The sequence below is a fragment of the Gemella haemolysans genome (assembly GCF_901873445.1).
Taxonomy (GTDB): domain Bacteria; phylum Bacillota; class Bacilli; order Staphylococcales; family Gemellaceae; genus Gemella; species Gemella haemolysans_C.
Map to the genome: position 1 here is coordinate 98,133 of NZ_CABFLN010000042.1, position 19,643 is coordinate 117,775.

Consider the following 19,643-nt stretch of genomic DNA (forward strand, 5'->3'; position numbering starts at 1 on the left):
AAGAGGTTTGAACTATTGAGATTATATAGTTTATATCTAAGTTGATAGTGAGGTGATTAAATGAGTAAAGTTTCAGGAAGGGTGACAAAGGTTGAAAGTAAAGGTCTGTACATAAAACTAGAAAATGGCCAAGATGCATTTTTACCTAAGGAAAATATGTTTATAGGAAAAAAGAAAAAGTTAGAGGAAATTTTTTCCGTTGGTTTTGTTATTAAAGCTGAGGAGAAAAGCGCAAAGGATTCTTTAGTAATCTTAACACAAAAAGAGCTAAAACAAGTTGAAGGTGAGAAGAAAAAAGTAGAGAAAAACTCTAAAGAAAAACAGAACAAAAAGAAAAATAAACCGAAGTCACCGATTAAAAAAGAAGTCAAAGAGCAACCAGAGGCTCAGAAAAAGCAAGAAGTACAGGAAGAAAAAGAAGAGCCTAAACAGGAGACAAAAACTCTAAAAGATTTGAAAAAACTTCAATTCATAGGTAATATGAAGATTTCTGTAGGAAAAGGTAAGAAGAGTAATATTACCGAGCTGTCTGAGGAGAAAGAAGAGAAAAAAGAAATTCCACCAGCACCAGAAGGACTACTAGAAAATATAATCTCAGCGACGAAGCAAGCTGAAGATAAGTTTGAAAAAATAAAGAAAGATCTTCAAGAGAGAGGTTATCTAGATGGACATTAATATTTTATGGCAAAAAACTGATAAAATAGCACTAGGTCTGTCAGGAGGAGTAGACTCTATAGCTTTATTTCATCTACTTGTTACAAATTACAAAGAGAGTTATAAAGAATTAGTGGTGTTCCACATAAACCATGGTCTAAGAGAACAGTCTTATGAAGAAGCTGAGTTTGTAGAGAATTTCGTTAAAAATTATAACGTAAAATTCTACAAAAAAGAGCTAAATATGAATGGCTTAGTAAGAGATAGTCACACATCAGAGGAAATGCTCGCAAGAAAACTGCGTTATGAAGCATTTGAGGAGATGTCTTCATTAGAAGGTGGAGTGAAGTTAGTAACTGCTCATCACAAAAATGATCAGGTAGAGAATATTCTTATGAGATTACTTAGTGGACGTAGTATGGATTATAACTTGATGATAGAAGAGCAGACTACTATCGGAAACTTAGAAGTTTATCGTCCGTTATTAAATATATTAAAAATTGATCTTGAGCAGTATGCTGATAAAAATAACTTGAAATACTACGTTGATTCAACAAACTTTGATACTGACTACACTAGAAATAATATAAGGCACAACATTGTACCATTGTTGAACGATGTAAATGCTGCGAGTTTTGATAATCTGATTAATTTTTCTAGTTATTATCAAAATATTAATACGGAGCTGAAAAACAAAGTATTAGAAGCTAAAAATGACTATGTAATTTCTGAAGAAGAAGGTAAGGTTGAATTAGACAAAGAAAAGCTATTAAAAAATACTAAAGAAGAAGTTTATTTTTTACTAAGAGATATATTAGCAAATAATTTTTGTATTTTTGATGTGAAACAAATAGCCCTATTTACAATAATAGATGACTTAAAAAATAGAAATAACAATAAAAGTTATGATTTAAAAAATAATTTAAAAATAATTAGCGAATATAATAGTATTTATATTCATAAAATCGAAAAAAAATGTTATAATGATAAGATAGAATTAATAATAGATGAAGTGGATATAAATAAAGTTTATACGTTTCATCAGAGTAATTTTCTAATAACGACAATGAATAACTCATCTGAAGTAGGATTTAACAGGGAAGATTTGCCGCTTGTAGTTACTACTAAGAGGGATGGAGATCGAATTCAAAGAGGTAAGGTTAGTAAAAAACTTTCTCGTCTTTTTATCGATGAAAAAATCCCTAAAGAACTTAGAGATAAACTTCCAGTAATTCGCAATAAAGATGGAGTTTTAGGAGTTTTAGGAATAAATACTAAAGTCAACAAAAATAAAAAATATGATTATTATATAAACATGAAAGGATAAAACAGTGGAAAATTTATTAAAAGATATCGAGAAAGTTCTATTTACACACGAGGAAATCGTAGTTGCTAGTAAAAGAATCGCTAAACAAATTGAAGAGGATTATAAAGATAAATCTCCTGTTCTAATTTGTACATTAAAAGGTGCATTACCTTTTATGGCAGAACTTATGAAGCATATTGATATTCATATAGTTATTGACTTCATGGATGTGTCTAGTTATCACGGAGGAACTGAATCTTCTGGTGTAATTAAAATCAAAAAAGATTGTGGAATGGATATCGAAGGTCGTCACGTAATTATCGTTGAAGACATCGTAGATACAGGAAGAACTCTTAAAGCTCTTATTGAAAACCTAAAAGGAAGAAATGTTGCTTCTGTAGCATGTGCTTCACTAGTAGATAAACCTGAAACTCGTGTAGTTGATGTTGAAGCTGACTACATCGGAATAGTTTCACCAAATGAATTCCTAGTAGGGTTTGGTTTAGACTATGATGAGAGATATAGAAACTTACCTTATATCGGTGTTCTAAAAGAAGAAATTTACTCATAATAATATTTTAATCAAAAAAGGTCAAAATATTAGTCAAACTTTAGTTACATATGGTAAAATAAATTATGTTTAGAAAAATGATAGGAGGAAGATTGTCTATATGAATAATAAAAAAAGGCAAAACCCTATCCTTGGTATGCTTGCGTTAATCGTTATTGCGATTGGATTATTTGCTTATTGGCAACAAGACTTACCTGGGACAACTGAAAAAATAGACTATGCTAAACTTGTTCAGACTATTAAAGATGACAAAGTTAAAGAAATAAGTCTACAAAGAAAAGATGAGAACTACAATGTTAAAGGTACTTATACAGATGGTAATAAGAACTTCGAGAGTGTAGTAGCGGCATCTGATTCTGAAGTGCAAAAACAAATTAATGAAAAAGCTAAAGATGGAAAGCTAAGTGTAGTAGAATATAAACCAGCTGAAAAAACTGGTGCAATCTTATCATTTTTAGGTAATATTATTCCATTTATCTTAATGATGGGACTATTAGTTTTCTTTATGTCACAAATGCAAGGTGGCGGTGGAGGCAAAGTAATGAGCTTCCAAAAATCTAAAGCTAAAAAAATTGATGGCGGAGAAGCAAAAGTTACATTCAAAGATGTAGCTGGAGCTGATGAAGAAAAACAAGAACTTGCAGAAATGGTTGAGTTCTTAAAAGATCACCGTAAATTCACTAAGATGGGTGCTAGAATCCCTAAAGGTGTCCTACTTGAGGGTCCTCCAGGGACTGGTAAAACTTTACTAGCTCGTGCTGTAGCTGGTGAGGCGAAAGTACCATTCTTCTCAATCTCAGGATCTGACTTCGTTGAGATGTTCGTAGGGGTAGGGGCTAGTCGTGTTCGTGACCTATTCAAAGAAGCTGAAAAGAATGCGCCATGTATCATTTTCATTGATGAGATTGATGCTGTAGGACGTAAACGTGGAAGCGGAGTAGGTGGAGGAAATGACGAACGTGAACAAACTCTTAACCAACTTCTTGTTGAAATGGATGGATTCGATGGTGAAAAAGGTATTATCGTAATTGCAGCTACTAACCGTGCTGACGTATTAGATAACGCCCTTAGAAGACCAGGTCGTTTCGACAGACAAATTAAAGTTTCTACACCTGATGTAAAAGGTCGTGAAGCAATTCTTAAAGTACATGCTAAAAACAAACCACTTGCTAAAGGTGTTGAACTTCGTTCGTTAGCAGAAAAAACTCCAGGATTTTCTGGTGCAGACCTTGCTAACATTCTTAACGAGGCAGCTTTATTAGCAGCTCGTGAAAACAAATCTAGTATTGATAAAGAAGATCTAGATGAAGCTATGGACAGAGTAATTGGTGGTCCAGCTAAACGTAGTAGAGTATACACTCCAAAAGAAAAACGTTTAGTAGCTTATCACGAAGCAGGTCACGCAATTGTAGGTATGGTACTTGATAGTGCTGATAAAGTACAAAAAGTTACTATTATCCCACGTGGTGATGCTGGTGGATATAACTTAATGATTCCGGAAGAAGAAAAATACTTCCAAACTCGTACAGATTTAATTGACAAAATCTGTGGATTACTTGGTGGACGTGCTGCAGAGCAAATTTTCTTTAATGAAGTATCTACAGGAGCTCATAACGACTTCGAACGTGTAACAGCTATTGCTCGTGCGATGGTTACAGAATACGGTATGAGTGAAGCTGTAGGTCCAATGCAAGCTCCATTCCACGATCCATACGGTGGACGTCAACTTTCAAGTATCGGTAATTACTCAGAAGAAATGCTGAAAGAAATCGATAAAGAAGTTCGTAAAATTATTAACGAATGTTACTCAAAAGTTCTTCACATTATTGAGACTCACAGAGAACAACTAGAACTTATTGCACAAACTCTTATCGAAGTTGAAACAATCGATAGAAAAGAAATCGTTGCTCTTTACCAATTTGGAAAAATGCCAAAAGACTTAGATGAAAGAGAAGCTGAACAACTAGATAAAGTAGTTAATAAGAAATATTACGAAGAACAAGCTCGTAAAGCCAAAGAAGAAGCTGAGAAAAAAGCTCAAGAAGAGGCTGAAGTAGAGAAAGAAAAAACTGACTCAAACGACGATAAATCTTCAGACGAAGAATAATAAAGAAACCCTAGATTTGGAACTAACCAAGTCTAGGGTTTTGTTATACTCTTTTGGAGAACTATTATAGTAACGTTCAATGAATGCTCATACTCAAAAACGAGCGATAAATGAGCGATAAATTTTATTTCCTTCTCGTAAAGAAGTGGACTGTTGAGATTACTATTGCAAGTATAATTATATAAATTATTTGATAAAATACTAATGGTGCAAAGTGATTTTTCAGAATAAATATATTAACTCCCACACCTATAATTGCAGCAATACTTAACATAGAAAGTAGTGCAACTTTATATTTGTTAAGAGGTAGGCTGACTTTGGCAACCATGCATAATCCATTTATTAACGCAAGAAGGAAACAGATGAATTTCGCTTGTGAATTGTCTGTGATAGCAAAGTTTGTCAGTAGTACTGTAACTACTAAAATACCACCACCGATTGCAGCGTTTGTCAGTATATCCTTCATGAAGTTATTGCTTACCTTTTCCTTATTTGCTTCGAAAGTTAGGAAGAAGGATGGAATACCGATTGTTATCGCTGAAATTATCGTAAATTGAATCGGTATAAATGCAAACTCTAAGGCGAAGATTACACTAAGTATTGAGAAGACAATCGAGAAGAATGTCTTTGTTAGGAATAGAGAAGCTACCTTTTGAATGTTATTAATAACACGACGTCCTTCCATAAGTATATCGTAGAATACTCCGAAGTCATCTGTTAAAAATACGATGTTTGATACGCTTTTTGCAGCGCTGGTAGCACCATTCATAGCAAAACTAATATCAGCCTTTTTCAAGGCAAGGACATCGTTAACACCGTCACCACTCATAGCGACAGTCTTACCGGCTTTTTGTAATACGGCTACCATTTTCTGTTTTTGTTCAGGAGTAACACGTCCGAAAATATCATTCTCAAGAACAGTTTTTTCAAACTCCTCATCAGTCACTTTAGTCATATCGATAGCCTTAGCATCTTCTTTGAAACCAGCTTTCTTAGCGACACCGTACACGGCGATATGATTATCCCCACTGATTATTTTCACTTCAACACCTTGTGATTCGAAGTATTTGAATGTTTCTTTTGTGTTTTCTTTTATTTCATCCGATAGAACTACATGTCCTACAAGTTTCATATTAGTAGGAACATTTGTACTGTCTTCAGTATAGGCTAATGATAAAATTCGATAACCTTCTTTTTTTAGATTCTCGTAATACTCATCCATTTCATCTGAGAAGCCTAAAAATTCATATGCCCCGAAGAAGTATGTTCCACCGTTTTGAAGTTTTATAAATGAATATTTATTTTTACTAGAAAAGGCTCCTAATTCCTCTATATCCCACTGTTTTTCACATGTTAGATGATTCTTTAAAGCTTTAGATGTCGCATTTTCATCATCGAAGTATGCAAGATAGCTTGATAATTTTCCTGAAACTTCGTTATTAATTTCTACAACATTCATATTACCTGTAGTGATAGTTCCTGTTTTATCGAAACAAAGAACATCAACTCTAGCAAGAGTTTCCACGCAGTATAATTCTTGAACTAGAACTTTCTTTTTAGCGAGTTTCATCGCAGCAACCGCAAGAGATACGCTGACAAGCAGGATTAAACCTTCTGGAATCATACCTACTAAAGCTCCAGCACTACGCAAGACTATTTCTACATAACCACGTCCAAGACTAGCGCCACGCATATATAACATAATTGCGACGGGTACTAATAGAATAGATATAACTTTTAAAATCTTATCCATATAGTCACGAAGTTTAGATGGGTATTTTTTAAATTCTTTAGTGCTTTTAGCAAGCTTATTGATATAGCTATCCTCTCCGACAGCAATAGCTCTTACTAAACAACTACCACTAACTACGTTACTACCACTCATTACTTTATTACCAGCAGTTTTAAAGATATTGTCACTTTCACCAGTTAGCAGTGATTCATCGACCTCGATACTACCCTCAATGATTTCAGCATCAACAGGAATTTGATCACCGAGATTTAAGTGTAAATATTCTCCAAGGACGATTTCTTCAGAATCTATATTTATTATTTCATTATCACGGTTTACTCGGTATTTATTTCTACCTAGTAAACTCAACTTCTCAAGGGCATTTTTCGAACGTACTTCTTGAAAAATACCTATTGCAGTATTTATAGTAATTACACCTAAAAACAACATATTTTCAAATCTAAGTGTCGTGGCTATAAATGCAGCTAATACTAAGTTCATAGCATTGAAAAAAGTAAAAATATTAGAAAAGATAATCTCTTTTGTAGTTTTATAAGGTTTCATATCATTAATATTTTTTTTCGCTTTAGTTATTTCTTCACTAGTTAAATATTTCATTCTACCTCCGCCATAACTATATTTTTTAATTAGTTTCTATTTTATCACACTTTAGTACAGTTTGGAAAATTAAAGGATGAGGGGAAAGATTTTAAATCTTTTAATTGCTACTTTATTTATAAAGTAGTATTATATTATTGATAAATTAATAGAATATGTGAGATTGTTATGGAAAAACTAGATTTTTTAATAAAAATACTAAATTCAGAAATAGAAATACCAGAAACGGAAAAAGAAAAGAAAGATTTATTTAGAACACTGATGAATACATGGAAAGTGTCGGAGCTACCGAGTGAATTTTATGAAGTTCAAGACGAGTACTTGCAAGGAGTTCTAAAAGTTAAAGGAATAACAAAGCTAGAAGAATTAACTGAGATTGAAGAAAATATTTACTTATGGCAAGGTGATATTACTACATTGGAAGTAGATGCTATAGTTAATGCAGCGAACAAAGCTTTACTAGGGTGTTTAATTCCGCTACATAGATGTATCGACAATGCTATACACTCGCAAGCAGGACTGCAACTTAGAAAAGAATGTGATGAAATAATGAAAGAGCAAGGTAGTTTTGAAAAAACGGGACAAGCTAAAATAACAGCGGGGTATAACTTGCCAGCTAAACATGTTATTCATACGGTTGGTCCAATAATATATCGTGTCGTTGAAGATGATGATAAGGAACTTCTAGCATCATGTTATAGAAATTCTCTAAAACTAGCTTTAGAGAATAATCTTAAAAGTATTGCTTTTTGTTGTATAAGTACGGGAGAATTTAGATTTCCGAATGATCTTGCAGCTGAAATAGCAGTTGCTGAGGTTAAGAAATTTTTAAGTGAAAATCCTAATGTTAATTTAAAAGTAGTATTTAATGTGTTTAAAGATTTAGATAAAAAGTTGTATGAAGATATTTTTTCTAGAAAATAGTTTGTTATTAATTTAAAAGGAGTGAATCGAGAATAGTGATTTAAAAATCTTATTTTCGACTTACTCCTTTTTTATTCTATTCCTCCGCAAAAATCTGTGTTGCTTTTACCGCACGTTTCCAACCTTTATATAGTTTTTCACGTTCTTCTTTTTCCATAGTAGGAACGAATAATTTTCCTGCTGTATTTAGATTTTTTAGTTCATCTAAGTTTTTCCAGTAACCAGTAGCAAGACCTGCTAAAAATGCAGCACCTAATGCTGTCGTCTCTAGATTTTCAGCACGGGCTACTTTAACGCCTAGTATATTAGCTTGGAATTCTAGAAGATAATCATTGTTAGCAGCTCCTCCATCAACTTTAAGAAGGGGTATTTCTACATTCGCATCAATTTTCATTGTATCGATAATATCGCGTACTTGATAAGCAATAGATTGTAATGTAGCTTTTACTAAATCTTCTTTTGAAGTAGCACGCGTTAGACCAAAGATAGTCCCACGAGCATTTGGATTCCAATAAGGAGCGCCTAATCCTGTGAAAGCTGGCACTAGGTATACTTCGTTGTTATTTTTAGAATTATAAGCCAATGATTCTGTTTCAGATGATTTTTTAATTAAACGTAAACCATCTCGTAGCCATTGAATGGCACTTCCTGCAATAAAAATAGATCCTTCTAAAGCGTAATAAACTTTTCCATTTATTCCAAAACCAATAGTTGTTAGTAGGTTGTTTTTAGAAAGTTCCATATTTTCTCCAGTATTCATGATGATAAATGATCCTGTACCGTATGTATTTTTTATCATTCCTTTATCAAAGGCAAGTTGTCCGAAAAGAGCAGCTTGTTGGTCTCCGGCAAGCCCACTTATTGTAACTTCACCACCGTAGAAATGATAGTCTATAGTTTTTCCGTATACTTCTGAGTTAGATTTTACTTCAGGTAGTAGAGATTCGGGTATATTTAGAATTTCTAAAATTTCTTTATCCCAAGTTAAATCTTTGATATTAAATAGCATCGTTCTAGCAGCGTTTGTATAGTCGGTAACGTGAGTTTTTCCACCTGTAAGCTTCCAGACTAACCATGTATCGATAGTTCCAAACAGTAATTCTCCATTTTCAGCTCGTTGTTGAGCGTCAGGAACATTATCTAAAATCCAACGTATCTTAGTAGCTGAGAAATATGCATCAACTACTAAACCAGTTTTTTGATGTATCATGTCTTTATAACCATCACTAACAAGCTTATTTGCTATATCAGCACTTTGTCTACTTTGCCAGACTATTGCATTATAAATAGGTAACCCAGTATTTTTATCCCAAATTACAGTTGTTTCACGTTGATTTGTAATACCGATACTGTCTATTTGATTCGGTTTTATACCACTTTCGATAAATGCTTCTGCGATTACTGATTGAACAGAGTTCCAAATTGCGTTAGCATCATGTTCAACCCACCCAGATTGAGGAAAAATTTGCGGAAACTCTTTTTGACTACTCGCTATTATCTCTGCTTTTTTATTAAAAATTATCGCTCTAGAACTAGTAGTACCTTGATCTATTGCCATTATGTATTTTTTCATACTCCACCTCGAAATAGTTATGTCACTAATATTATATCATTTTCTAATAATGTTTAAAAGCTGAAGACAATGTATAATTGTATATTGAAAGTGGGAGGTTAGGGTAAAGAGAATAGATTATTACATAGCGTATTATTAGCGTTTTTCGTATTTTTTTTATAAAATAGAGAATGATAGTTTTTTAAATAATTTATTATAAAATAAAGGAGAACTACAATGAATAGTTTACACAAATCTTTAACAGCATTATTAGAGAAATTAGAGGAAAATGGGGTTTTAAAAAAAGAAAAAATTGATACAGTAGCTCTTAAAGCTGAGGAACTTGCAAAACATATTCGTGATCGTTTTGCTAAAGAACATGCAGATTTAGAAATTCGTAGACTTTTAGAAAAAGTTCATTACGCTAATACTTATGAGGATAAAGTACTTAAAGAAACAGCATTTTTAGTTGATGAAATTAGTGAATACATGTTCAAACTTGAAGTTGCTAATCGTGATTTTGTAGTTGGGTACTTCAATACATTAATTATTAATCCTGCAATAGAGGCAACAGAATACAATTTCGTATTAATGGAAGTAGAAAGTTTAATCGAAAACAGCTTCTTAGATTTACCTGAAGAAGAGGAATAATAATGAAAATTTTAATACCGACAGCTAAAGAACTAAACAAAAAAGCAACGCCGCAAGAAGTGTTAGAACTTAGTGAAAAAAGTAATGAAATAGTTGCTGAATTTGCTAAACTTAGTGCCTCAGATTTAGCTAAAGTTTATAAAATTAAAGAAGATAAAGCGATGGAAGAATTCTCTCGCTGGAAAGACATAAAAAATAACACAGCAAAAAGTTATAAAGCATTAGACTTATTCAATGGCCTAATGTATAGAAATATAGATCGAGATAATTTTGATGAAGCTGATAAAGAGTATATAGAGAAAAATGTATTTATTACAACGTCGTTATATGGTATAATTGGTGCTTATGATTTGATCCAAGAACATAGACTAGATTTTTTACAAAATGTAAAAGTCTCAGGAGAGTCTTTAAAGAATTTCTGGCGAGCTAGTTATGATGAAAGTATTAAAGATGAAGATTTTGTTGTTTCATTATTATCTAGTGAATTTGAAGAAGTTTTTTCAAATAATCAAAAAGAGAAATTTATTAAAATCAGCTTTATGGAAGAGAAAGAAGGAAAATTAAAAGTACATTCTACAATTTCTAAAAAAGCAAGGGGTAAATTTTTAACAGAACTTATAAAAAACAAAGTCTCATCAATAGAAGAAATGAAAAAAATAAGGTTCGATGGATTTGAATTTAGTAAAGAACATTCAGAAGAAAAAGTATTAGCTTTTATAGCTAAGAGATAGGATAAATAAGGAAGAGTATACTATGAAAGGAAAAAATAAAGAGGATAGAGGAAGATGAAATTAGAAACTAAAACCAATAAATTATATTACGGATTTCCAGTAATATTAATAGGATATAAAGATAAAAAATGGAGATACAATGTGACAGCTTGTAGTTCATCATACTCTTTAGGTGATATGATTACAGTTGGACTTTCGACAGATAGCAATGCGGTTGATAATATCAAGGAGTATGGAGAGTTTACCGTTAATGTTCCTTGTCAACAAATACTAAGCAAGGTAGAGATTGCTGGTTTCCATTCAGGTCAAAATAAAATTGGAATGGCAGATATGACATATGATCCAGCAAAATATATCGATGCACCGATAATGGATGAATGTATTTTGTCACTTGAGTGCAAAATTGAGAGTATTTCAGAATATGGAAAATATACGAATTTTGTAGCTTCTATAAAACGTAGAGTAGTATGTGAGAATCTTTTAGATGAAGAAGGGAATATGAAATATACACAGTTTAACCCAATTTACTTTATGGGTGATGATAACAAACGAGTATATCGATATTTTAATGAACAAAGTAAAAATTATGGAGAAAATATGGGGTGTTCTTCAGAAGAAGATGAGTATAATCCACTTTGCGGATAATATCGATTAAACAGAACTAGAAATATTGAAGAAAGGAGGATATTAGTATGTATTACAATTTGCAGGTGCATAGTGCTTATGATCTTTTGAACAGTACTATAAAGTATGAAAAGCTGTTTTTAAAATTAGCAAGAGATAATCAAAGGTCTGTTGTTATCGTTGATCCGAATATGTACGGAGCGATAAAAGCTTATAAAGAATCTAAGAAAGCTGAAATTAACCTCATTCAAGGATTAGAAGTAAGCTTAGGATACGGGATTGGTTTTCTAAAATTCAACATACTGTGTAAATCTGAAAAGATGTTCTATAAATTATTAGAGATTTCGACTAAGTTTATGAATGGAGAAGAGTGGACTATAGAAGATTTTTCTAGCGAGATGAAAGAATATAGCGAAGACTTTGTTTTAATAGTTGTTGATGAACTTAGAGACAGTATGGAATTTTCATACTTAAACAATCTTTTTAGCAATTATGATTTTTACTTCGGTTTTAATGAAAGTTTTCAAGTAAGTCCGTATAGTTTTTATGAAAATGTTGTTTATACGAAGCCCGGCTATTATCTTAATAAAGAGAACTATCAGCAAGTCATTGTTAGTCGTGCTATTCGCGATAATAAAAAACTAAATATACAAGAACTAACGACAATTTCAGGAGATGAATTTGTAAGAGAACAAAAAGATTTTGAAGAAATATTAGCACTTGGAGACGAAGAATTACAAACGATTTTTAAGAAGTCATTTGAAAATCAGCAAAATATTGTTGATAAATGTCAATATGAGTTGAACTTTTCGGGCTATCATCTTCCTACGTATGTTTATGGAGAAAAAGAAGATATATATTCTAAGTTTTCTTCTAAAGAGTACCTGCATTACTTAGTTCAAAAAGGTGTAAAAGAAAAGCTAGTTGGTAAAGATTTATATCCTTATAAAAAACGCTATAGTTATGAGCTTAAGATTATTGATGAGATGGGCTTTAACGATTATTTCTTAATTGTTTATGATTTTGTGAAGTATGCGAAGGATAATGGCATCTTAGTAGGAGCAGGACGTGGTAGTGCTGCAGGAAGTTTAGTTTGTTATTTATTAGATATAACTGAGGCGGATCCACTAGAATACAATCTTCTGTTTGAAAGATTTTTAAACAAAGAGCGTATATCTATGCCCGATATTGATATTGACTTCCAAGATACTAGACGTGATGAAGTTATAAAATATGTAGAAGAGAAGTACGGTCAGGATAAGGTTGCACAAATTATTACTTTTACTACATTTCAATCGAAGAGTGCTGCAAGAGAATCGGCGAGAATATTGCAGTTTGATGAACAGACTTTAAAATTTATTGGTAGTAATATTAGTTCGACAAGAACATTGAAAGAATGTTATGAAATATCAGAAGAGTTAAGGGCGTTTATTAATCAGAGTAATATTAATAAACGTTGGTTTAGTATAGCGCTGAGTTTAGAGAACTTACCGAAGAATCCATCGGTGCATGCAGCTGGGATAGTAATAAGTGATGATAAACCTTTGGTTAACTATGCACCACTTGCTGAATCAAATATGACGAAGTATTTAACACAATGGACGATGGATGATGTTGAGAGTGTTGGTTTATTAAAAATAGATTTCTTAGGTATTAGATATCTTACGATGGTATCGAGTATTGTTGAAGAGATAAAAAAAGAAAATCCGACATTTGATATAACGAAGATAAATTACCAAGATCCTAAAGTGTATGAATTATTTGCTAAAGGTAAAACAGAAGGTATCTTCCAATTTGAATCTAGTGGGATGAAAGAGAAATTAAATCTTTTGAAACCTACGGAGTTTAATGATATTGTTGCGATGAATGCACTTTATAGACCGGGGCCAATGGCTCAGATAGAAGTCTATGTGCGAAGAAAAAATAAAGAAGAGCAAGTGGTATATCCGCATCCTCATTTAGAGAAAATATTAAAAGATACTTATGGGGTAATAGTCTATCAAGAACAGATTATGCTGATTGCGGTGAATTTCGCTCATATGAGTTTGAATGAAGCGGATAATATGAGAAGAGCTGTAAGTAAAAAGAAAAAAGAAGACTTAGAGTACTATGGACGTATCTTCGTAGAAAAGAGTGTTGCTGCAGGATATGATTTACAGGTTGCCAAGAAACTTTTTGATCTTATTGTAACTTTTGCGAATTATGGTTTTAATAAGAGTCACGCGGTTGTATACAGTATGCTTGCATATCGCTTGGCATATTTAAAAGTTTATTATACTAAGTACTTTATGACGGCTTTATTAAACAACGTAATTAGTAGTGAGAAAAAAATTAATGAGTATAAGCAAGAACTTAATAACCTAGGAATAAATCTGGTAAAACCTGATGTGAATCGAAGTTTATCGAATTTTAGTGTTTATAAAAATGATATTGTATTTGCTCTAACTGCGATTAAGAATGTTGGATATAGAAGTGGATATGAAATAGTACAAGATAGAATAAATTTCGGACGCTATTTAGATATAGACGATTTCCTAAAACGTATGAATAAAAAAGTAGATTATCAGGCAGCAGTTTCTTTAGTCAAGGCAGGAGCAATGGATACTTTTGGTTATAATCGTGCCACGTTAATGAAAAAAGTCGATGATTATTATTCAGATAATAGGCAGTATATTAATAATGTACGTGTTGCCTTATCCGCGGAAAGTGGCTTAACATTGAAAGTCGAAGAGGTAGAAGATTACCCGATTACAGATAGAATACAAATGGAAAAAGAAGTAACGGGTACATACTTTTTAAAACATCCCGTTCAAGTCGAAAAAGAGAAATATTCTTATCTGCCATTACAGTATATAGGAACTGAACTTAGTGATAGTTATGTTGAAATAATTACAAGAAAAGAAATTAAGACTAAAAACGGTGATTATATGGCATTTTTAACTGTAAATGATGGGAAGAATGATTATGATGTTACTGTGTTCCCAAGTGTTTATAAGTACGCTAATGTATTTATAAAAGTAGGAAGTTTTGCGGTTATGACATTGAAAAAACAGATTCGAAATGGAAGAGAACAATATATCTTAGAAAAAATTGCAAGTCTTAGAAATTATAGAGAGTACTGCCTCAGTAATATAAAAATTATCTATACGATAGTTGATGAAGAAATACTTAAATTTTTAAATGAGTATAAGTCGGAGGTAGGTAAAGTCAAGGTTGTAGCTTTGCTGAACAATGATACTAACAGAGGTAAAACGATATCAATAGAAAACGAACAGGAATTTGTTCAGAAATTTTTTGAAAATTTCCCAGGAAAACGTATCAAAATAGCATACTCTTAAAAAAAACAAAAAAAATCGAACAAAAATTAAACAAAATTATGTTTTTACTAGAAAAAATAACAAAAATATGATATTGTTGATAAGTAAATTAAAAAATAATTAATAACAAATACGAGGAAGGTAAGACTACATGAAAAAAATAGCAGTTTTAACAAGTGGTGGGGATGCACCAGGAATGAACGCAGCTGTGCGTGCCGTTGTAAGAACAGCAATCTATAATGGATTAGAAGTTTATGGAGTATATCAAGGATACAAAGGATTAGTAGAAAACAACATTAAAAAACTTGAAGTTGGAGATGTTGGTAACATCATTAACCGTGGAGGAACAATGCTTTACTCAGCTCGTCTTCCAGAATTCGCTAATCCAGAAGTTAGAAAAGGTGCTATTAAGAACTTAGAAGCATTAGGAATTGATGGATTAGTAGTAATCGGTGGAGATGGTTCATACCGTGGAGCTATGGCTTTAAGTAACGAAATGAATATCCAAACTATCGGAGTTCCTGGAACAATCGATAACGATATTTGTTGTACTGACTTTACAATTGGATTCGATACTGCACTTAACACAATCGTTGACGCTATTGACAAAGTTCGTGATACAGCATCAAGTCATGAGCGTGCATTTATTATCGAGGTAATGGGTCGTAATGCAGGGGACTTAGCACTATTTGCTGGTATCGCTGGAGGAAGTGAAAGTCTTCTAATTCCTGAGAAAAAAGAAGATATCGAAGAAGTTGTCGCTCGTATTAAAGCGGGTGAAGATCGTGGTAAAAAGCACTCAATTATCGTTCTTGCTGAAGGTGTAATGGGTGGACAAGAGCTAGCTGCAAAACTTAAAGAACTTACTGGAGAAGAAGTAAGAGCGACTATCTTAGGGCACATCCAACGTGGTGGTACTCCAACAGCCCAAGACAGAGTATTAGCATCTCGTTTAGGTAACTATGCTGTTCAATTATTATTGGCTGGTGAATCAGGACGTGCAGTAGGTATTCAAAACAACAAATTAGTAAGTACTAGATTCCAAGATGTATTTAGTGATGTTCACAATGTAGATCTTTCAATCTACGAGGTTTCTAAACAACTTTCAATTTAGTTGTAAAAACGTTTTCTTTAAATAAAAATAGTATTTTTCAAGAAAATATTTGAAAACATGTTGAAAATAAGTTAAAATATTAAAAGATAAAAAATCAAGAGGTATATTTATGATACAGAAAAAAACTAAAATAATTTGTACAATTGGGCCTAAGTCAGAAGATAAAGCAAAACTTACTGAAATGGTAGAATTAGGAATGAATGTATGTCGTCTTAACTTCTCACACGGTGACTATTCAGAACACGGAGCAAGAATTCAAACTATTAAAGAAGTAAGAGAAGCTACAGGAACTAACTTAGCTATCCTTTTAGACACTAAAGGACCTGAAATTAGAACTAATAACATGGAAAATGATGCTATCATGTTAGAAACTGGAAAAGATGTTATTGTTTCTATGACAGAAGTTCTAGGAACTCCAGAAAAATTCTCAATCACATACGGAGAATTAGTACACGACGTTAAAGCTGGAGACACTATCTTATTAGATGACGGATTAATCGGATTAACTGTAAACAGCGTAGACGCTGAAGCAGGATTAATCTACACTACAGTACAAAACGGTGGAGTACTTAAAAACAAAAAAGGAGTTAACGTTCCAGGTGTATCTACAAAATTACCAGGTATTACTCCAAAAGATGAAGAAGATATCCGTTTCGGATGTAAAAATGATATTGACTTCGTTGCTGCTTCATTCGTTCGTACTAAAGAAAACGTACTAGAAGTTAGACGTATTCTTAAAGAAGAAGGATGTGAACACGTTCAAATCATCCCTAAAATCGAATGTCAAGAAGCTATCGATAACATCGATGAAATCATCGAAGTATCTGACGGTATCATGATCGCTCGTGGTGACCTTGGGGTTGAAGTACCAGCAGAAGAAGTACCAATTATGCAAAAAGACATCATTGCTAAATGTAATGCAGCTGGTAAATTCGTAATCACAGCTACTCAGATGTTAGACTCAATGCAAAAAAATCCACGTCCAACACGTGCCGAAGTATCTGACGTGGCTAACGCAATCTACGATGGAACTGATGCAATCATGTTATCAGGAGAATCTGCAGCAGGTGCTTACCCAATCGAATCAGTTCGCACAATGGCTACAATCGCTAAACGTACTGAAGAAATGCAAGATTACTCTCGTATCTTAAAAGATCGTTCTAAAAAAGTCGTTTCTAAAGATATCACAAACGCAATTGGAGTATCTGTAGGATACACAGCTCTAAACTTAGACTTACACACAATCGTAACTTATACTGAATCAGGACAAACAGCAAGATTAATTTCTAAATACCGTCCAAACGCAGCTATCTTAGCTGTAACTCCAAGTGATAAAGTTGCTCGTGGATTAAGTTTAGTATGGGGTGTAGACGCTCAAATCTCTGAACAAGTTAAATCAACTGATGAAATGTTAGAAACAGCTAAAAATATCGCAGAAACTTCAGGATACGCTAAAAAAGGTGATGCTATCGTAATCACTGGTGGTATCCCAGTAAATACTTCAAGAAGTAACGTTGGATCAACTAACTTCTTAAAAGTTTCAGTAATCGACTAATATTAAATAAAATTAAGAAGAAGTAGGATTAGTTCTTACTTCTTCTTTTTCGTTTATAAAAAATATGTAGAAACAAAAAGAGGCCCGTGATGGACCGCTTTTCGTTATATGAACACAAAATAAAAATTTAGGGTAAATTGTTATTTTGTAGTAATCGGAATTGCTTCCGACATTAAATTAAAAGTTTATTGTTAAATAAATTTAACAACCGAAAGGAAATCATGACTATAACTAGTATAGCCGTAAAAATGGAAGAAAATATATACTTCCACAGTTTTAAGAACAATCTAGACGATTGTATGAGGTATATAGACATATCCTCTTTTATCTATTAACTCATATAACGCTTTATCATATGCTATTAAGAAATTTTTCAAAATTTATGTTTAAGATGATATGGATTTTTTGAAGAACTTCTGAAACGATATTTTAGTAATAATTAATATCAAAATGCAACAAATAGTATAATCGAAAAAAATATAAATAATATTAATTATACTAAGATATTTTAATGATAAAATTATCCTACTAACTGTTTACATCTTTATTGTAACAAAATATCGATGGTTGTCAAATGAAATAAGGTTTTGTGAAAATTGTTTAGTATAATATTTTTATATATTTAATCTTGTATATACAATATTAAACGCTGTAAAATAAAGAATTAGTAAAAATATTTAGGTTATGCAAACTTACAGATAATATCATTTGGAAAGTTAAAAAAATATAAAAAGGAATAACCGATAAATATTATCAAGTATATTCCTCTTTATAAAATAAGTCAGAATCAATAAATATAATATAACTAACTATTTGTTGACAATATTAGGAGAATCTCCAGTAGTAATCACTTCGACAGCAGCATTTAATGCACCTTCTACAAGATTTTTAACTGCTGTTTCTGTGTAGAATGCAGTATGTGGAGTATAGATGATATCATCTCTATCTATTAATTGTTGCATTAATGAATCATCGAATTCTTTATTTGAGAAATCTTTAGGAACATAATTTCCTTCGTTTTCATATACATCAAGGCTAGCCCCTAATAGTTTTCCGCTATCTAGAGCACGAATAACAGCCTTAGTATCTACAAGGACCCCACGAGCAGCGTTAGCAAAGATAGATCCATCTTTCATTTTACTGAAGAAATCATCATTTACCATATGAGTATATTCTTTTGTTGCAGGTACGTGGATAGTCACAACATCAGATTGAGCCAGTAATTCATCGATGCTATCAACATACTCTAATACTTCACGAGCTGCATCAGAAGGATATAAATCGTAACCGATAACTTTGCAACCTAGTCCCTTAAATAGAGTTGCAGCCTGGCGCCCAATGTTCCCTGTTCCTAGGACACCAACAGTAAGTGTTTTTAGTTCTCGAGAAATTATATTTTTGTTCCATGTAAAATCATGTTTTTCAACATTATTTAAAATTTTTCTAATATTTCTACTTATATATAATACAGTTGTTACGACATGTTCAGCAATTGCATTAGGTGAATATCTTGGGACATTTGTCATACTAATTCCTAATTCACGCATATATTTTATATCATAAATATCGAATCCTGCCATTCTGTTTGCGATAACTTTAACACCTTGCTCTTTTGCATAATCATAAACTTCTTTAGCAAAAGGTCTATTTTGGAACATTACTGCTCCTTGTTTCCCCTCTAATAAGTGTTTTGTTTCCGCCTGAAGTTCTCCTTCGTGAAGCTCAACCTCTACTTCTGGATGTTCTTTTAACCATGCGTCAACAAATGGTCTTTCATCTTCTCTCAAGTTAAATAGTGCTAATTTCATAATAAAATCTCCTTTTAATTTTTTTATATTCTGGATGAATAGTAGATTAAAATAACGTATTAAATTATCATTTTTTGGTATCTAGTATTTATCCAAAATACAATATATAAAGATAGTACAACAGATTTTAGATAACGCTTACAATTATTATTTTAAAGAGAAAAGAAAAGTTTGTCAACAGTGTTAAATATATAGTACAGAGAATATATTCCACAAAAATTAATGCGCTTTCAAGATTATTGTGACAATATTTACCTAGAAATTCTAGGTGAAAACGTGTTTGATATAGAATGGAATTATGTAATAGATATTAATCAAAATATCATATAGATAAATATAATCTTATTATTTAAAAATATAATTATAAAAATATCATAAT

Annotated in this window: 14 protein-coding genes; 11 read left to right on the top strand and 3 right to left on the bottom strand. The window is 32.2% G+C overall.

Annotation, left to right across the window (positions count from 1 at the left end; translation table 11 throughout):
* Positions 1–60 precede the first annotated feature (60 nt).
* From JX287_RS06100 to ftsH, 4 genes are all read left to right on the top strand, one after another.
* Entirely contained in the window at positions 61–675 is a 615-nt protein-coding gene (locus JX287_RS06100; RefSeq protein ID WP_204643641.1) for a S1 RNA-binding domain-containing protein, read from the top strand.
* Complete coding sequence (gene tilS / locus JX287_RS06105) at positions 665–1,981, top strand: tRNA lysidine(34) synthetase TilS (RefSeq protein ID WP_204643649.1); 1,317 nt, start codon at positions 665–667, stop codon at positions 1,979–1,981. Before JX287_RS06100 ends, tilS begins: the two co-directional genes overlap by 11 nt.
* Positions 1,982–1,985: 4 nt before the next feature.
* Complete coding sequence (gene hpt, locus JX287_RS06110; protein ID WP_204643651.1) at positions 1,986–2,531, top strand: hypoxanthine phosphoribosyltransferase; 546 nt, start codon at positions 1,986–1,988, stop codon at positions 2,529–2,531.
* Positions 2,532–2,631: 100 nt separating this feature from the next.
* Positions 2,632–4,638 carry an ATP-dependent zinc metalloprotease FtsH gene (ftsH, locus tag JX287_RS06115; RefSeq protein WP_204643658.1) on the top strand — a complete coding sequence of 669 codons (2,007 nt, stop codon included), beginning with the start codon at positions 2,632–2,634 and terminating at the stop codon, positions 4,636–4,638.
* 124 nt (positions 4,639–4,762) lie between these two features.
* On the opposite strand, the gene JX287_RS06120 is transcribed toward ftsH, so the two are convergent.
* Positions 4,763–6,988: an HAD-IC family P-type ATPase gene (locus tag JX287_RS06120; RefSeq protein ID WP_204643660.1), complete on the bottom strand. Its 2,226-nt coding sequence runs from the start codon at positions 6,986–6,988 to the stop codon at positions 4,763–4,765.
* Between the two features lie 168 nt (positions 6,989–7,156).
* Here JX287_RS06120 and JX287_RS06125 point away from each other — a divergent pair, with 168 nt between their 5' ends.
* Positions 7,157–7,912 carry a protein-ADP-ribose hydrolase gene (locus JX287_RS06125; protein ID WP_204643662.1) on the top strand — a complete coding sequence of 252 codons (756 nt, stop codon included), beginning with the start codon at positions 7,157–7,159 and terminating at the stop codon, positions 7,910–7,912.
* Between the two features lie 76 nt (positions 7,913–7,988).
* On the opposite strand, the gene glpK is transcribed toward JX287_RS06125, so the two are convergent.
* Positions 7,989–9,485 (bottom strand): glycerol kinase GlpK, encoded by a 1,497-nt coding sequence (gene glpK, locus JX287_RS06130; RefSeq protein ID WP_204643664.1) that lies wholly within the window; start codon positions 9,483–9,485, stop codon positions 7,989–7,991.
* 216 nt (positions 9,486–9,701) lie between these two features.
* Here glpK and JX287_RS06135 point away from each other — a divergent pair, with 216 nt between their 5' ends.
* From JX287_RS06135 to pyk, 6 genes are all read left to right on the top strand, one after another.
* Positions 9,702–10,115, top strand: a complete 414-nt coding sequence (locus JX287_RS06135; protein ID WP_204643666.1) for a hypothetical protein — start codon at positions 9,702–9,704, stop codon at positions 10,113–10,115.
* A gap of 2 nt (positions 10,116–10,117) precedes the next feature.
* Positions 10,118–10,846 carry a peroxide stress protein YaaA gene (gene yaaA, locus JX287_RS06140; protein WP_204643668.1) on the top strand — a complete coding sequence of 243 codons (729 nt, stop codon included), beginning with the start codon at positions 10,118–10,120 and terminating at the stop codon, positions 10,844–10,846.
* A 54-nt stretch (positions 10,847–10,900) separates the two neighbouring features.
* Positions 10,901–11,491, top strand: a complete 591-nt coding sequence (locus JX287_RS06145; protein ID WP_204643670.1) for a flavin reductase family protein — start codon at positions 10,901–10,903, stop codon at positions 11,489–11,491.
* Between the two features lie 47 nt (positions 11,492–11,538).
* Complete coding sequence (locus tag JX287_RS06150) at positions 11,539–14,808, top strand: DNA polymerase III subunit alpha (RefSeq protein ID WP_204643672.1); 3,270 nt, start codon at positions 11,539–11,541, stop codon at positions 14,806–14,808.
* A gap of 130 nt (positions 14,809–14,938) precedes the next feature.
* Complete coding sequence (pfkA, locus tag JX287_RS06155) at positions 14,939–15,901, top strand: 6-phosphofructokinase (RefSeq protein WP_048803218.1); 963 nt, start codon at positions 14,939–14,941, stop codon at positions 15,899–15,901.
* A 109-nt stretch (positions 15,902–16,010) separates the two neighbouring features.
* Positions 16,011–17,456, top strand: a complete 1,446-nt coding sequence (pyk, locus tag JX287_RS06160) for a pyruvate kinase (RefSeq protein ID WP_204643674.1) — start codon at positions 16,011–16,013, stop codon at positions 17,454–17,456.
* A gap of 809 nt (positions 17,457–18,265) precedes the next feature.
* Here pyk and JX287_RS06165 read toward each other — a convergent pair.
* On the bottom strand, positions 18,266–19,264 hold the full coding sequence (locus JX287_RS06165; protein ID WP_204643676.1) for a D-2-hydroxyacid dehydrogenase: 999 nt from the start codon (positions 19,262–19,264) through the stop codon (positions 18,266–18,268).
* Positions 19,265–19,643: the final 379 nt, after the last annotated feature.

Bases quoted from the DNA above. Each gene is read 5' to 3' on its own strand.
- JX287_RS06145 (WP_204643670.1), top strand. From the start codon at position 10,901: ATGAAATTAGAAACTAAAACCAATAAATTATATTACGGATTTCCAGTA.
- JX287_RS06150 (WP_204643672.1), top strand. From the start codon at position 11,539: ATGTATTACAATTTGCAGGTGCATAGTGCTTATGATCTTTTGAACAGT.
- JX287_RS06165 (WP_204643676.1), bottom strand. From the start codon at position 19,264: ATGAAATTAGCACTATTTAACTTGAGAGAAGATGAAAGACCATTTGTT.
- JX287_RS06125 (WP_204643662.1), top strand. From the start codon at position 7,157: ATGGAAAAACTAGATTTTTTAATAAAAATACTAAATTCAGAAATAGAA.
- JX287_RS06135 (WP_204643666.1), top strand. From the start codon at position 9,702: ATGAATAGTTTACACAAATCTTTAACAGCATTATTAGAGAAATTAGAG.
- tilS (WP_204643649.1), top strand. From the start codon at position 665: ATGGACATTAATATTTTATGGCAAAAAACTGATAAAATAGCACTAGGT.
- yaaA (WP_204643668.1), top strand. From the start codon at position 10,118: ATGAAAATTTTAATACCGACAGCTAAAGAACTAAACAAAAAAGCAACG.
- glpK (WP_204643664.1), bottom strand. From the start codon at position 9,485: ATGAAAAAATACATAATGGCAATAGATCAAGGTACTACTAGTTCTAGA.
- JX287_RS06120 (WP_204643660.1), bottom strand. From the start codon at position 6,988: ATGAAATATTTAACTAGTGAAGAAATAACTAAAGCGAAAAAAAATATT.
- JX287_RS06100 (WP_204643641.1), top strand. From the start codon at position 61: ATGAGTAAAGTTTCAGGAAGGGTGACAAAGGTTGAAAGTAAAGGTCTG.
- pfkA (WP_048803218.1), top strand. From the start codon at position 14,939: ATGAAAAAAATAGCAGTTTTAACAAGTGGTGGGGATGCACCAGGAATG.
- ftsH (WP_204643658.1), top strand. From the start codon at position 2,632: ATGAATAATAAAAAAAGGCAAAACCCTATCCTTGGTATGCTTGCGTTA.
- pyk (WP_204643674.1), top strand. From the start codon at position 16,011: ATGATACAGAAAAAAACTAAAATAATTTGTACAATTGGGCCTAAGTCA.